The following is a 14,028-nucleotide window of genomic DNA, read 5'->3' as shown; positions in this document are numbered from 1 at the left end:
GGCTTAACCCTTGCGTGCCTTTGTTGCGTTAATCAGTTTCAGGACCGCCGGCGCGTACAGGTTTTCCATCGCGCCGCAGAACAGGATGATCAGGCCTTGAATGAAGATGAAGGTCTCCTGCGGGATGTTCGGCTTTTCCAGCGAGAGGTCGAAGCCGCCCTGGATCAGGGCGCCGAACAGCACCGAGGACAGGAAGATGCCGACCGGATGCTGGCGCCCCATCAGCGCGATCGCGATGCCGACGAAGCCGGCGCCGGCCGGGAAGTTCAGGCTCAGATAGTGGGTCGAACCGAGGATGGAGTTGACCGCCGCCAGGCCCGCCAGGGCGCCCGAGATCAGCATCGCCACGATGATGGTGCGGCTGATGCGCACGCCGGCATAGTGGGCGGCGTGGGCGTTCAGGCCGGTGGCCTGCAGCTTGTAGCCCCATGGCGAGCGCGACATCACCACGCCATAGATCACCAGCGCCAGGATCGCCAGCAGGAAGGAGATGTTGAGCGGGGTGTCGCCCAGGGCCGGGAACCAGTCCACCAGGCGCGGCATCCACGAGGCTTCGCTGAACACGCGGCTGGCCGGGTTCTGGTCGCCCTCCGGAATGAGGTACTTCACGATGATGAAGTTCATCAGGCTGGCGGCGATGAAGTTGAACATGATGGTGGTGACCACCACGTGGCTGCCGCGCTTGGCCTGCAGGTAGCCGGGTAGGAAGGCCCAGCCGGCGCCGAAGGCCGCGCTGGCCACCATCGCCAGCGGGATCAGGAGCAGGGCCGGGAGCGAGGCGTCGAAGGCCAGCATGGCCAGGGTCAGGCCCAGGCCGCCCAGGTACATCTGGCCCTCGGCGCCGATGTTGAACAGGCCCGCCTTCATGGCGACCGAGACGGCCAGGCCGGTGAACACGAAGGTGGAGGCGTAGAACAGGGTGTAGCTCAGGCCTTCCGGATTGATCACGGCGCTGTTGATCAGGATCTGCAGCGATTCCGTCGGGCTCTCGCCCAGCAGGTGGATCACCAGTGCCGCCACCAGCAGGGCCGACAGCAGGTTCAGGACGGGCAGGACGAAGCCGGACGCCCAGCGTGGGAGTTCAGTGGTTTTCATGATTTGTGCATCCCGCCCATCAGCAGGCCGATGCGGGTGGTGTCGAATTCTTGAATCTTCAGTTCGCCCGTGATGCGTCCGCCCGAGACCACCACGATGCGGTCGGCCAGGGCGCGCACTTCCTCCAGCTCGGTGGAAACGAGCAGGATCGCCACGCCCTCGTCGCGCAGGCGCAGCAGCTGGGTGTGGATGCTCTCGATGGTGCCGATGTCGACGCCGCGGGTCGGCTGGCCGACCAGCATCAGCTTGGGGCTGGCCGAGACTTCGCGCGCGATCACGACCTTCTGCTGGTTGCCGCCCGAGAGCAGGCCGATGCGCAGCTCGGGGTTCTTGGGACGCACGTCGAAAGCTTCCAGCAGGTGGGCGCAGCGCTTGGCGATGGCCTCGAAGTCGAACAGGCCGAACTTGTTCCTGACCCGGTCCTGGTAGCCGAACACGGTGTTCTGCATCACCGAGAAGTCCTTGATCACGCCGTCGCGCAGGCGGTCTTCCGGCACGTGGCCGATGCCCAGCGCGCGGAACTCGGCGGGCAGGCCGTCGGCGTTGGCGCGGCCGGCGTAGGGCAGGTCCTGGCCGAGGAATTCGACCTTGCCCGAAGTCGGCAGGCGCATGCCCGCCAGGATTTCCATCAGCTCGCTCTGGCCGTTGCCGGAGACGCCGGCGATCGCCACGATCTCGCCGGCGCGCACCGTGAGGTCGATGTCGGCCAGCAGCTTGACCTTGTTCTTGTCCTCAAGCTGGAGGCTCTCGACCTTGAGCACCGGCGCGCCCGGATTGTAGGGCTTGCGCGGCAGGTTGCCCTCGATCGGGCGGCCGACCATCATGTTGGCCAGCTGCTCCTTGGAGGTGTCGGCGGTGGCCACGGCGCCCGCCACGCGGCCGGCGCGCATCACGGTCACCTGATCGGTGATCTCCATGATCTCGCCCAGCTTGTGGGTGATCAGGATGATGGTCTTGCCCTGTTCCTTGAACAGGCGCAGGATCTCGAACAGCGAGGCGGTCTCCTGGGCGGTGAGCACGGCGGTCGGCTCGTCCAGGATCAGGATCTCGGCGCTGCGGTAGATCTGCTTGAGGATCTCGACGCGCTGCTGGGCGCCCACCGACAGGTCGTGGATGGTGGCCAGCGGGTCGACGTCGAGGCGGTAGCGGGCGCAGATCTCGCGCAGCTTGGCTTCGGTCTCGGCGCGCCGGGCAGCCAGCTTGAATCCGCCCTCGGCGCCCAGCATGACGTTGTCGAGCACCGTCATGTTCTCGACCAGCATGAAGTGCTGGTGCACCATGCCGATGCCGAGCGCGATCGCCTCGTGGCTGGTGCGGATGTCGCGCGCCTGGCCATCGATCAGGAGCTGGCCGCTGTCGGCGTTGTAGTAGCCGTACAGGATGCTCATGAGGGTGGACTTGCCCGCGCCATTCTCGCCGATCACGCCGTGGATCGAGCCTTTGGCGATCGAGAAGCTGACGTCAGCGTTCGCCTGCACGGCCCCGAAGGCCTTGCTGATGTTGCGAAATTCTACGGCTGGCTGCATTGCGATGTGTGTTGTTGTGCTGCGTTTTATTCAAAAGCGCGCCGGACCGGGTTCACCGGCGCGGCGCGCTTTTCGTGGGGAGAGGGCGGTCAGACCGGGCAGCTGCTGCCTGCGCGGTAGTCGATGACCTTGATCTTGCCGTTGATGATGTCGGTGCGCACGGCGTTCACGCGCTTCTCGATCTCCGGGCTGACCACGGCGCGGTTGTCCTTGTCCAGGACCCAGTCCACGCCGCCTTCCTTCAGGCCTTTATAGGTGACGCCGGCCTTCCAGCTGCCGTTCTTCTGGGCCATGAAGGAGTCGTACACCGCCACGTCGACGCGCTTGATCATCGAGGTCAGCATGGTGCCCGGGTGCAGGTAGTTCTGGTTCGAGTCGACGCCGATCGCCAGCTTGCCCTTGGTCTTGGCCATCTGCAGGGCGCCCATGCCGCTGCCGCCGGCCACCGCGAACACCACGTCGGCGCCGCGGTCGAACTGCGCGCGCGCCAGCTCGCCGCCCTTGGCCGGGTCGTTCCAGGCCGCGGCGGTGGTGCCGACCATGTTCTGCATGATCTCGATCTTCGGATACTGGGCCTTGGCGCCCTGGGCGTAGCCGCAGGCGAAGGCGCGGATCAGGGGGATGTCCATGCCGCCCACGAAGCCCAGCTTCTTGGACTTGGAGGCCATGGCGGCGGCGACGCCCACCAGGTAGGAGCCTTCCTGTTCCTTGAACATCACCGAGTTGATGTTGTTGCCCTGTGCGATGCTGTCGATCAGCACGAAGCGCACGTTGGGGAATTCCTTGGCGACCTTCTGGACCGCCTGGGTCTGGGAGAAGCCGATGGCGGCGATCAGGTCGACCTTCTTGCGCGCCAGGCCGCGCATCACCTGCTCGGCCTGGGTATCGCTGTTCGCCTGGACCTCGAGGACCTTGATGCCGGTCTCCTTGGTGAAGCGCTGCAGGCCTTCGAAAGCCGACTGGTTGAACGACTTGTCGAACTTGCCGCCCGCGTCGTAGACCATGCCCAGCTTTGGATCAGCTGCAGCCGCGCTGCCGGCGACGCACAGCGCCGCGATGGTCATGGTGAGATGCTTGAATTTCATGTATGGGCTCCTGGAATAGCGATATTGTACCCGCCGCATCCTTACCGATGGGGCCGGCAGCGCAAGCTGCAATCGTTCACGGTTCATGGGCATCGCAATCGCGCTGCGCGATTGTGTCAGCCTGGGAAAGCACGTGGGGTTACGATTTGTATCGCGGCGGCGATTTCCCCGGTGGAAGCCTTGCCATGTAGCGTTACCGCAACACGTCCTTCGAGGGGCAATCTGCCGCGTGCCGCGCATGGTTCGCCATGTCCTGGACCCACGCAGCTCAGCCTGTCAAATATGCATCAAAGCTCAGTTTGATGGCAAATACCATTTTACTTGGCAATTTATTCGAGGGAAATATAAGTCTTGGCAACTATCGACAATTATTTGCCAACAGCGGCGATTTCCACGTCGTTGACGGCCACGTCGTTGACGGCCACGTCCTTGACCGCCACGGTCTGGAGCTCGGGTTCCGGGGTGGCGGCCGCCAGCACGGGCGTCTCGACCGGCTTGGCGAACTGACGGGTGAGGAAGCTGGCGATCAGGGCCTGGGTCGCTTCCAGGTAGGGGATGTTCATGTGATCGGAGCCCGGCACGATCTCGTCGCCGACCAGCTGGGTGAGCTTGGCCACCAGTTCGTCGGTGTGGGAGTGGGGCACCACATCGTCCTCGGCCGCCCGCAGCACGTAGGTGGGGGCGGTAAGGGACGGCGCGTACTTGATCGACTCGAAGCGGTGGCGCAGCATGTACTCGATTGGCATCACGCGGAAGCGCCGCTTGGCGATCGCCAGGATCGAATCGTAGGGGGTGATCAGGACCACCGAGTGCACCGGGCGCTGTTTGGCCACCTGCACCGCGACGCCCGAGCCCAGGCTACGGCCGACCACCGCGATGCGGCGGGCATCGACCATGCCGCGCGCGGCCAGCCAGTCGTAGAAACGGCAGCCGTCCTCGATCATGAAATTCTCGGCCGGCTCGCCGTGCGACTCGCCGTAGCCGCGGTAGTTCATGGCCAGCACCGTCATGTTGGGGAACAGCTTGCCGGCGTCGCGCACCACCCAGGACACCTCCTCGGAACGGCCGCCGAAGTAGATCACGGCCGGACGCGGGCCCTGGACCTGGGGCGTCATCAGCCAGCCGCTCAACCGGGTGCCGTCGCTGCCACGCAGGACGATCTGGCGGGTACGGTGGCCGCTGCTGCGCGGGCTTTTCACCTCGCGCTCGATGGTCGGATTGAACACCAGCTTGCGCTGGCTGGCCGCCACCGCAGCGGTCAGGCCCAGCCACAAGACGCTGGCGAAACCCGTGATCCCCGCAGCCATTTTCTTCGGTGTATACATGCCTCCAGTCTACGCCCGCCGCTGAGTTTTGTTCTGTGCGGCACATATCACTGCTGGGCGCACGCAAATGGTGCGGGGTTTTAGTTGTTTTAATACAACGAATCAGGTGTGCACCGGGTGCTGGCCGTCCGCCGCAGTGGCGACGTACTGGTCGACGTCCAGCACGCTGTGGTCGAAGCGCTCCTCGTTCGGCAGGGCGCCGGCGGGCGGCTTGATGACATCCACCGGCATGCCGGGGTCGCCCAGCATGCGCTTGCCGAGCCGGGCGGCGCCGAGCACCGCGACCGCGCCGAGGATGGACAGGGCCAGGGACGCCGGCGCGTGGTGGGGCGTGGCGCGGCGCTTGACCAGGTTGGCGGCGGTGGCGGCCATGGCGGCGGCGTTGAGCATGCCGTGTTTGGTGGCGTCGCTCTTGGCCTGGGTGTCCTCGGGAATGGTGTCGTAGTCGCGCGCGCCGGCCAGGCCGGCCGCGATCCCGCCCGCCAGGCCGCCGGCCAGGCTGTAGAAGGCGGCGTCGGCGTAGCGCGCGTCGCCGGTGGCGCGGTGCAGCAGGTCGAGGCCGAGGCCGAGGGGGATCAGGGTGGCCGGGGCCTTGTTCAACATCGGGTGGAGCAGGTGGCCGGCGATCATGGTCTTGGGCATGGTGTTCTCCTGGCTGATCAGTTGAACGCAGTGTGGCACAGGGGGGAAGGGGGAGGTGCACGCTTGGCGCGGCCCCGCGTTCGCCGCGCAGGCTGCTTTCCGTTACTATCGACCTCCACCCGTCCACGCCCGGAGTTCCAGTGCACTACCTTCTCACCTACGACCTCGCCCCCGACTACCTCGAACGCCGCGGCGAATTCCGCGACGAACACCTGAAGCTCGCCTGGGACGCCCAGCAGCGCGGCGAACTGGTGCTGGCAGGCGCCCTGGCCGAGCCGGCCGACCACGCGGTGCTGGTCTTCAGCTGTGACACCCCGGAACCGGTCCAGCTGTTCGCCGCGCGCGACCCCTACGTCACCCACGGCCTGGTGCGCGCCTTCCACGTGCGCCAGTGGAACACCGTGGTCGGCGACCTGGCCTTCACCCCGGTGCGCCCTGGCTGAAACGGGCTGAACATGGAGTAATATTGCTCGGCTTTCAGAACAACCAGCCGGAGACTCCATGCAAACTGCCGTCAACCTGTGGCCGCTGCTCGGCGTGGCGGTCATCGTCGCGGGCTTCCTGCTGCGCGCCAACCCGGTGCTGGTGGTGGTCGCCGCCTGCGGCGTCACCGGCGCGGCGGCCGCGATGCCGGTGATGGCGATCCTCGAATCGCTCGGCGCCGCCTTCCTCAAGACCCGCAACCTGCCGCTGATCCTGCTGCTGCCCCTGGCCGCCATCGGCCTGCTGGAGCGCTTCGGCCTGCGCGAGCGGGCCCAGGCCGCGATCGCGAAGGTGCGCTCGGCCACCGCGGGGCGCCTGCTGATCGTCTACCTGTTCGCGCGCGAGACCACGGCCGCCGCCGGCCTGACCAGCCTGGGCGGACACGCCCCCATGGTGCGCCCGCTGGTGGCGCCGATGGCCGAAGCGGCCGCCGAGGCGCGCGCCGGCAAGCTGCCCGAGCACCTGCGCCACCGCATCCGCGCCATGGCCGCCGCCACCGACAACGTCGGCCTGTTCTTCGGCGAGGACATTTTCGTGGCCTTCGGCGCCATCGTGCTGATGCAGACCATCCTGCAGGCCGAAGGCATCGCGGTCGACCCGCTGCACATCGCGCTGTGGGGCATTCCCACCGCCATCACCGCCTTCGTCATCCACGCCTGGAACCTGCGCCGCCTGGATGCGCGGATCCGCCGCGAGACGGGCTCCGCATGACGCTCACGATCGACCATTTCTACATCGTCGTCGGCCTGCTGCTGGGCGCGGTCGGCATCCTTAACCTGCTGGACCGCAGCAATCCGCGCCGCTACACCAGCGGCCTGTTCTGGGGGCTGTACGCGCTGCTGTATCTCGCTGGCGAGCGCATGCCGGCCGCCGCCGTGGGCGCCCTGATGATCCTGATGGCGCTGGTGGCGGGCCTGGGCGGCGTCGCCGGCGGCAAGCCAGCGCTGCCGCCCGAGGACGAGCGCCGCGCCAGCGCCGCACGCCTGGGCAACAAGCTGTTCCTGCCGGCCCTGCTGCTGCCCCTGGTCACCGTGCTCGGCTCGACCCTGTTCAAGGACGTCCAGCTGGGCGGCCAGCCGCTGCTCGACCCGAAGCATTTGACCCTGGTGAGCCTGGGCGTCGGCGCCTTCGCGGCCCTGGGCGTGGCCTGCTGGCTGACCCGCGCGACCCCGCTGCAGGGCGTGCGCGAGGCGCGCCGCCTGATCGACGGCATCAGCTGGGCCGTGGTGCTGCCCCACATGCTGGCGGTGCTCGGCCTGCTGTTCACCGAGGCCGGCGTGGGCAAGGCCGTGGCCCAGGTCACCACCTCCTACATCGGCATGGATTCGCGCTTCGTGGCGGTCGCGGTATTCTGCATCGGCATGGCGCTGTTCACCATCGTGATGGGCAATGGCTTCGCCGCCTTCCCGGTGATGGCCGGCGGGGTCGGGATTCCGGTGCTGGTCGGGATCTACGGCGCCAACCCGGCGGTGATGGCGGCGATCGGCATGTTCAGCGCCTATTGCGGCACCCTGATGACGCCGATGGCGGCCAACTTCAACATCGTGCCGGCGGTGCTGCTCGACCTGCCGGACAAGAACGCCGTCATCCGCGCCCAGATACCGACCGCGCTGCCGCTGCTGGCGGCGAACATCGTCCTGCTCTACTTCCTGATGAACCAATGACCAAGACCGTCCTCCTCACCGGCTTCGAGCCCTTCAACCAGGCCACCGTCAACCCCGCCTGGGAGGCCGTGCGCGCCCTCGAAGGCTGGCGGGGCGAGGGCTTCGCAGTGCAGGTGCGCCAGCTGCCCTGCGTGTTCGGCGCGGCCATCGCGAGCATCGCCCGCGCGGTCGACGAGCTGCGCCCCGACATCGTGATCGCGGTGGGGCAGGCGGGCGGGCGTCCGGACATCTCGGTCGAGCGCGTGGCCATCAACGTCGACGACGCGGCCATCCTCGACAATGCCGGCCTGCAGCCGGTCGACACGCCGGTCGTGGACGGCGGCCCGGCCGCCTATTTTTCCACCCTGCCGATCAAGGCCATCGTGCGCGCGGTGCGCGAGCGCGGCATTCCGGCCAGCGTGTCCCAGACCGCCGGCACCTTCGTCTGCAATCACCTGTTCTATGGCCTGATGCACCACGTGGCCGGGCGCGGCCTGAAGGCCGGCTTCATCCACGTCCCCTTCCTGCCCGAGCAGGTCGAGGGCCGGCCGGACCAGCCGCCCTCGATGGCGCTGGACGACATCATCGCCGCGATCCGCGTCGCGGTCGAGGTCAGCCTGGCGGTCGAGCGCGATCTGGCAGAGACGGGCGGCGCCACCCACTGAGGTCGCCGGCCGGGCGCCGCTGCGGCTGGGTCGACAGGGCCACGATGGCCGAACCTGCGGCCACGATCAGCGCGTCCTCGATCAGGCCGCTGCGCGTCTGGCCGATGCGCGCCATGGCGCGCTTGCGCCCGGCCAGGGTCAGGTAGGCCAGCGGCACGGCGGTGGCGACCGCCACCGCGGCCCCGGCTTTCTCGCGGCCGGGCCTGGCCAGGGCCGCGCCGGCGATGCCCGCGCTGGCCACGCGCGCCAGCAGGCCCAGGAAGACCGTGCGGTCGGGGGCGCTCTTCATCTTGTCGCCCAGCAGTTCGCCGGCGCCCATGGCCAGCGCCCCGTACTTGAACAGCGGGCGGTCCAGCAGGAACAGCTTGCCGGGCGTGTCGCGGTGGGCCATGCGGGCCGTGGCGAGGGTCGCCATCGGCGTCATCGAGCGCGCGCTGGCCACGGCGCCGATCAGTACGGAAGACAGCAGGTTTCTCAAACTCATCCTTTTCCTCCAATGTAGTAGCCCGACTGTTAGCCCGACTGTAGCGCCTGGCGCGCGGGCGTGTCGCCGCGCAGATCGGGATCTGCTGGAAGTGAAAATGACTATGGTCAAGGTTGCGCCGTCAATGTAGCGATCACGCTAGCATTCCGGCCACTGCGGTAAGCGCAATCTGCAGGGGCGCCATGCCGCTAATGTGTGTTACCCACAACGGAGTTCACCATGAGCTTGAAGCGGCTTTGCGTTTCCCTGTTGTTCGCCATCCCGGCCGTCGCGGCGGCCGATCCCCAGACCTGGCAGTTCTCATGGACCGGCTTCCATGACGTGGAAGAGGACGTTTTCCTGCCCGACTACACGATCGCCGGCAGTTTCAGCGGCGAGGACCTCAACGGCGACGCCATCATCGAGCGCTCAGAGCTGACCGCTCTCACGCTGTTCGAGCGCGACCACGTGGCCTGTCCCTCGACCGGCAGCAGCGACAGCATCCTGCGCTGCGAGATCTTCGACTTTTCCTGGTCAGAGGCCGGCGGGCTCGAGGTGCGCTCCCAGCTCTCGTACGAGAGCACGCCGAACGCGTACTACGAGTACCACAAGCTGTCGAGCGGCAACTCCTTCACCTATACCAGCGCCTGGGCGCGCCCCGGTGTCGTCGATACCTCGGAATACCGCTTCACGGCCCAGACACGCTTCGAGATCCAGTCGCCGGTACCCGAGCCGGGCAGCGCCGCGATGCTGGCCGCTGGCCTGCTGGGGCTGGCCGGGCTCGCGCGGCGCCGCCAAGGCGCCGGCGCCAGGCACTGACCGGTCGTCCTTTCACTCGCGTTTCCCATGACGGAGTTCAGCATGAACCTGAAGCAGCTTTGCACAATCTTCCTGTGCGCCGTGCCGGCGCTTGCCTCAGCCGCGCCCCAGACCTACGCCTTCTCGTGGACCGGCTTCCATGACGTCGAAGACAATGTTTTCCTCTCGGATTACGTGATCGACGGGCGGTTTACGGGTGAAGACCTCAACGGCAACGCCAGCATCGAGCTGGCCGAGATCACCGAACTGAGAATCTTCAATGTGGACTACATCGTTTGTCCGACCCCGCGCGACATGGTGGTGAACTGCGACATCAATGCCTTTTCCTGGTCGGAAGCGGATGGGCTCCAGTTGGACACCCGGATGTCGCGCTCGACCCCGCCGCTCGGCAGTTACGGCTATTACACGCTGTCGAGCGGTAATTCCTACGTCACCGAAAGCATCTGGGCCAGGCCCGGCATCTACGATCGGGAGGAATACCGCTGGACGGCGGAGACCAGCTTTGCGATCCAGCCGATCCCGGAGCCGGGCAGCTACGCAATGCTGGGCGTCGGCCTGCTGGGCTTGGCCGCTCTGGCGCGGCGGCGCAGCGCGCGCCTCCCGGGCGGCTAGGATGGGAGGGGGTGCCGCCGCCCGACCGTAAAGCCGCGGCGCCAGCATGGGTGAAGCCGTTGCGCGAGCGCGTTCGTAATCTGCGGGAACAGGCGTTTACCGTCACTCGCGCTATGATCGGCCATAACGACAACAACAGCGACTTCACGGAACGCGACGCATGGGCCCATCGCCGACTTCTACCCCGTTTCCCGACGCGTCGGTTTTCCACGCCTGGCTGAATCAGCGCGACTGGTCGTCCTGTCCCATAGGTGAGCCGGGTGGCTGGCCGCCGGCGCTGCGCGCCGCCATGCACCTGGCGCTGGACGCCGCGCTGCCGATGGCGCTGGTCTGGGGAACGCAGCACATCCTGCTCTACAACGCGGCGATGGCCCGCACCCTGGGCAACCGTCACCCCGACGCGTTCGGCCGCAGTGCCGAGGAGGCCTGGCCGGAACTTCTTCCCCTGGCCCGGCAGGCGCGCGACGGCATCCCGTTCCGCGCAGGCACGCTGCACTGCTCTGCCTTGCGCGACGACGCCGGGGCGCCGGCAGGGATGTGCGTCATGCGCGTGGGCGGCGAGGACCGCGCGCAGGAGCGCGACCGCAACCAGGCGCATTTCCAGTCCCTGTTCACACAGAGCGTGGCAGGGATCGCCGAAGCCGGCATGGACGGCCGCATCGTGCGCGCCAACGAGGCCTATTGCCGCATCCTGGGGCGGTCGCTGGACGAGACCATCGGCCGGCACCTGCGTGAGCTGATCCATCCCGATGACTACGCCGCCAACATACACCAGTTCCACACACTGGCGCGGCGCGCCGAACCCTTCGAGATCGAGAACCGCTACCTGCGCAAGGATGGCTCCGTGGTGTGGGTGGCCAAGACGGTGGCGCCGGTGGTCGGCGCCGATGGCCGCTCGGTCGAGGGCGTGCTGGCGGTGGTGGTCGACGTCACCCGCCGCAAGGCGGCCGAGGAGCAGGCGCGCGAGGGCGCGCAGCGCCTGCGCCTGGCCAGCGAGGCCGCCGACCTCGGGATCTGGAGCTGGGACGTGGCCAGCGATACGGCGCAGTGGGAAAACGACATGATGTACACGATCTTCGGCGTCCCGCGCGATGGCGATCCGACCAACATGGCGCGCTTCATGGCCGAGGTCATCCACCGCGACGACGAGGCGGCGTTCCGGCAGGCGCTGGCGCGCACCCTGGACAGCGGCGCGCGCCTGCACGTCGAAGGCCGCTTCTACCGGCGCTCGGACGGCGCGCTGCGCTGGTTCGAGTGCACCGGCCTGCTGCACCGCGACGCGCAAGGCCGCCCCCTGCGCATCGTCGGCACCTCGGCCGACGTCACCGAACGCAAGGAGAGCCTGGAACGCCTGCGCAACGCCCAGGCCCGGCTCGAGGCGACGCTCGACGCCGGCGAAGTCGGCACCTGGCTATTCGACCTGCGCGAGCGCAAGCTGTACTCGGACGCCAACATGGCGCGCCTGCACGGCATCAGCGACGAGGACGCGGCCAGCGCCGCGCCCGAGGTCTGGGTCGGCACCATCCATCCCGAGGACCGCGAGAACGTGCTGGCCAATGTCGAGCGCAGCATCGCCAGCGGCGCGCCCTACCAGGTGACCTACCGCAGCCTGCTCCCGGACGGGCAGTGCCGCTTCTTCCATGCGCGCGGCAAGATCGAATACGAGGATGGCGCGCCGGCCCTGATGCCGGGCGTGGTGCTCGACATCACCGAGCGGCGCGACATCGAGGAACGCCTGCGCACGCGCGAGGAGCGCTATCGCACCTTGCTGACGGCGATGGATGAAGCCTTCTGCGTGGTCGAGCTGGTGTTCGATGAGGCGGGCACGGCGGTCGACCACCGCTTCCTGGAGACCAACCCCGCGTTCGAGCGCCACACCGGACTGGCGGGCGCGGTCGGCAAGACCGCGCGCGAAATGGCGCCCGGCGTCGAGCCGCGCTGGAACGCGCTGTATGCGCGGGTGGCCGCCAGCGGCGTGCCGGAGCGCCTGCTCGACCACGCCGAACCGCTGGGGCGCTGGTTCGACGTGTTCGTGGCGCGCGCCCAGCCCGATGCGCGCGACAAGGTCGCGATCCTGTTCCGTGACGTCACCGAGCAAAAGCGGGTGGACGAGGAACTGCGCCAGCTTGCCTCCGACCTGGCGCGCGCCAACCAGCGCCAGAACGAATTCCTGGCCACCCTGGCGCACGAGCTGCGCAATCCGCTGGCGCCGATCCGCACCGGCCTGGACCTGATGCGCCTGGGTTCCGGCGACCCGGCCTCCATTGCGCGCCTGCGCGGCATGATGGAGCGCCAGGTCAATCACCTGGTCCACCTGGTCAACGACCTGCTCGACCTGGCGCGGGTCCAGAGCGGCAAGGTGGCGCTCAAGAAGGCGCGCGTGGCCCTGGACGAGATCGTGGCCAGCGCGGTCGAAACGGCCATGCCGCTGATCGAGGAGAAGCGCCACGCGCTGCGGGTGAACGCGGCCGGCGAGACGCTCTGGCTGGAGGCGGACGCCCACCGCCTGGCCCAGGTGATCGGCAACCTGCTCACCAATGCGGCCAAGTACACGCCGCCGCAGGGCAGCATCGCCTTGAGCGTGAAGCGCGAGGGCGAGCAGGCGGTGGTGGAGGTGGCCGACAACGGCATCGGCATCCCGCCCGAGGCCTTGCCCGGGCTGTTCCAGATGTTCAACCAGGGACGCCACGGCATGGACTATGCCCAGGGCGGGCTGGGGATCGGGCTCAACCTGGTCAAGCGCCTGACCGAGAAGCACGGGGGCACGGTCTCTGTCTCCAGTCCAGGGCCGAACGGGGGCAGCACCTTCAGCTTGCGCCTGCCGCTGGCCGCCGCGCGCGGCGAGGGCGGGCCGGCATCGGCGCCAGCCGCCGAGCGGCGCGGCGAAGAGCAGCGCGAGAACCTGCGCATCCTGGTGGCCGACGACAACCAGGACGCCGCCGAGCTGCTGGCCCAGATGCTAGAGATGGAGGGGCACACGGTGCGCACCGCCCAGGACGGCCTTTCGGCGCTGGCGGCTGCGCGCGCATTCCGGCCCGACCTGGCGCTGCTCGACATCGGCATGCCTGGCATGGACGGCTACCAGGTGGCGCGCGCGATCCGCGAGGAAGCGGGGCTGGCGTGCACGGTGCTGGCCGCGGTCACTGGCTGGGGCGCAAAAGACGATCGCCAGCGTTCGCGCGAGGCCGGCTTCGACCACCACCTGACCAAGCCGGTCGACCTCGACAGCCTGGCGAAGCTGGTGGCGACGGTGAAGCCGGCCACGGTCGCCTAGCGGCTGTCGCAGGCAGGCTTACCAGGGCAGGGGGATCGGCTGGCCGGCGGCGTCCTGCACCGGGACCGGCGACACCGACAGGATCCCATACAGGGTCAGGGCCTCGTCGCCGGTATTCACGATCTGGTGCACCTCGTTCGGCGCGCAGCGCAGCACGGTGCCGGCCGCGCAGGGCAGCTCGCGGCCGCCGGCCAGGACCATGCCGCGCCCGCCGGTGAAGATCACCACTTCCTCGCAGTCGTGGCGGTGCATGGGAGTGGCGGTTCCCGCCGCCAGCGATTGCTGCCATACTTCCATGGCCCCGCCGGCGGCAAGGGTCCGGTGTTCGATGCCGGGCAGGGAGACCGGGGCGATCGTGTCGACGTGGCTGACTTCCATGGCGATGCTCCTCAAAAA

14 protein-coding genes are annotated in these 14,028 nt (G+C 68.1%); 7 read left to right on the top strand and 7 right to left on the bottom strand.

Translation table 11 applies throughout. The features are described from left to right. Positions 1-3: 3 nt before the first annotated feature. From B0920_RS13190 to B0920_RS13170, 5 genes are all read right to left on the bottom strand, one after another. A complete protein-coding gene (locus tag B0920_RS13190; protein WP_078032932.1) occupies positions 4-1,095 on the bottom strand; it encodes an ABC transporter permease in 1,092 nt (363 codons plus the stop codon). Next, on the bottom strand, positions 1,092-2,621 hold the full coding sequence (locus B0920_RS13185; protein WP_078032931.1) for an ABC transporter ATP-binding protein: 1,530 nt from the start codon (positions 2,619-2,621) through the stop codon (positions 1,092-1,094). The genes B0920_RS13190 and B0920_RS13185 overlap by 4 nt, the downstream gene beginning before the upstream one ends. An 89-nt stretch (positions 2,622-2,710) precedes the next feature. Then, the gene (locus B0920_RS13180; protein ID WP_078032930.1) at positions 2,711-3,706 is read right to left on the bottom strand and encodes a BMP family protein; all 996 of its coding nucleotides are present in this window, start codon (positions 3,704-3,706) and stop codon (positions 2,711-2,713) included. A 368-nt stretch (positions 3,707-4,074) separates the two neighbouring features. Then, positions 4,075-5,013, bottom strand: coding sequence for an alpha/beta hydrolase (locus B0920_RS13175; RefSeq protein ID WP_229455482.1), 939 nt, complete (start codon positions 5,011-5,013; stop codon positions 4,075-4,077). A gap of 120 nt (positions 5,014-5,133) precedes the next feature. Continuing rightward, on the bottom strand, positions 5,134-5,673 hold the full coding sequence (locus B0920_RS13170; protein WP_078032929.1) for a DUF2231 domain-containing protein: 540 nt from the start codon (positions 5,671-5,673) through the stop codon (positions 5,134-5,136). Between the two features lie 140 nt (positions 5,674-5,813). Between B0920_RS13170 and B0920_RS13165 the strand changes: the two genes are divergently transcribed. The 4 genes from B0920_RS13165 to pcp are packed head-to-tail and all read left to right on the top strand — an operon-like array spanning position 5,814 to position 8,464. Then, complete coding sequence (locus B0920_RS13165; protein ID WP_078032928.1) at positions 5,814-6,116, top strand: YciI-like protein; 303 nt, start codon at positions 5,814-5,816, stop codon at positions 6,114-6,116. 58 nt (positions 6,117-6,174) lie between these two features. After that, entirely contained in the window at positions 6,175-6,867 is a 693-nt protein-coding gene (locus B0920_RS13160; RefSeq protein ID WP_078032927.1) for a DUF969 domain-containing protein, read from the top strand. Continuing rightward, positions 6,864-7,820, top strand: coding sequence for a DUF979 domain-containing protein (locus tag B0920_RS13155; RefSeq protein ID WP_078032926.1), 957 nt, complete (start codon positions 6,864-6,866; stop codon positions 7,818-7,820). Before B0920_RS13160 ends, B0920_RS13155 begins: the two co-directional genes overlap by 4 nt. Next, positions 7,817-8,464, top strand: coding sequence for a pyroglutamyl-peptidase I (gene pcp, locus B0920_RS13150; protein WP_078032925.1), 648 nt, complete (start codon positions 7,817-7,819; stop codon positions 8,462-8,464). The genes B0920_RS13155 and pcp overlap by 4 nt, the downstream gene beginning before the upstream one ends. Here pcp and B0920_RS13145 read toward each other — a convergent pair. Continuing rightward, positions 8,412-8,948 (bottom strand): hypothetical protein, encoded by a 537-nt coding sequence (locus B0920_RS13145; protein WP_229455479.1) that lies wholly within the window; start codon positions 8,946-8,948, stop codon positions 8,412-8,414. The two genes, pcp and B0920_RS13145, sit on opposite strands and share 53 nt — an antisense overlap. A gap of 219 nt (positions 8,949-9,167) precedes the next feature. On the opposite strand from B0920_RS13145, the gene B0920_RS13140 reads away from it, so the two are divergent. The 3 genes from B0920_RS13140 (at position 9,168) to B0920_RS13130 (ending at position 13,632) form a co-directional block, all read left to right on the top strand. After that, the gene (locus B0920_RS13140; RefSeq protein WP_078032924.1) at positions 9,168-9,746 is read left to right on the top strand and encodes a PEP-CTERM sorting domain-containing protein; all 579 of its coding nucleotides are present in this window, start codon (positions 9,168-9,170) and stop codon (positions 9,744-9,746) included. A gap of 42 nt (positions 9,747-9,788) precedes the next feature. Continuing rightward, positions 9,789-10,358: a PEP-CTERM sorting domain-containing protein gene (locus tag B0920_RS13135; RefSeq protein ID WP_179119155.1), complete on the top strand. Its 570-nt coding sequence runs from the start codon at positions 9,789-9,791 to the stop codon at positions 10,356-10,358. A 160-nt stretch (positions 10,359-10,518) separates the two neighbouring features. After that, complete coding sequence (locus tag B0920_RS13130; protein ID WP_078032922.1) at positions 10,519-13,632, top strand: PAS domain-containing sensor histidine kinase; 3,114 nt, start codon at positions 10,519-10,521, stop codon at positions 13,630-13,632. An 18-nt stretch (positions 13,633-13,650) separates the two neighbouring features. Here B0920_RS13130 and B0920_RS25965 read toward each other — a convergent pair whose 3' ends face one another. Further along, a complete protein-coding gene (locus tag B0920_RS25965; protein ID WP_179119154.1) occupies positions 13,651-14,010 on the bottom strand; it encodes a cupin domain-containing protein in 360 nt (119 codons plus the stop codon). Positions 14,011-14,028: the final 18 nt, after the last annotated feature.

Source organism: Massilia sp. KIM, from assembly GCF_002007115.1.
Lineage (GTDB): Bacteria > Pseudomonadota > Gammaproteobacteria > Burkholderiales > Burkholderiaceae_D > Telluria.
The sequence above is the reverse complement of the archived record's forward strand: the minus strand, read 5'-3'. Positions and strand labels throughout refer to the sequence as shown.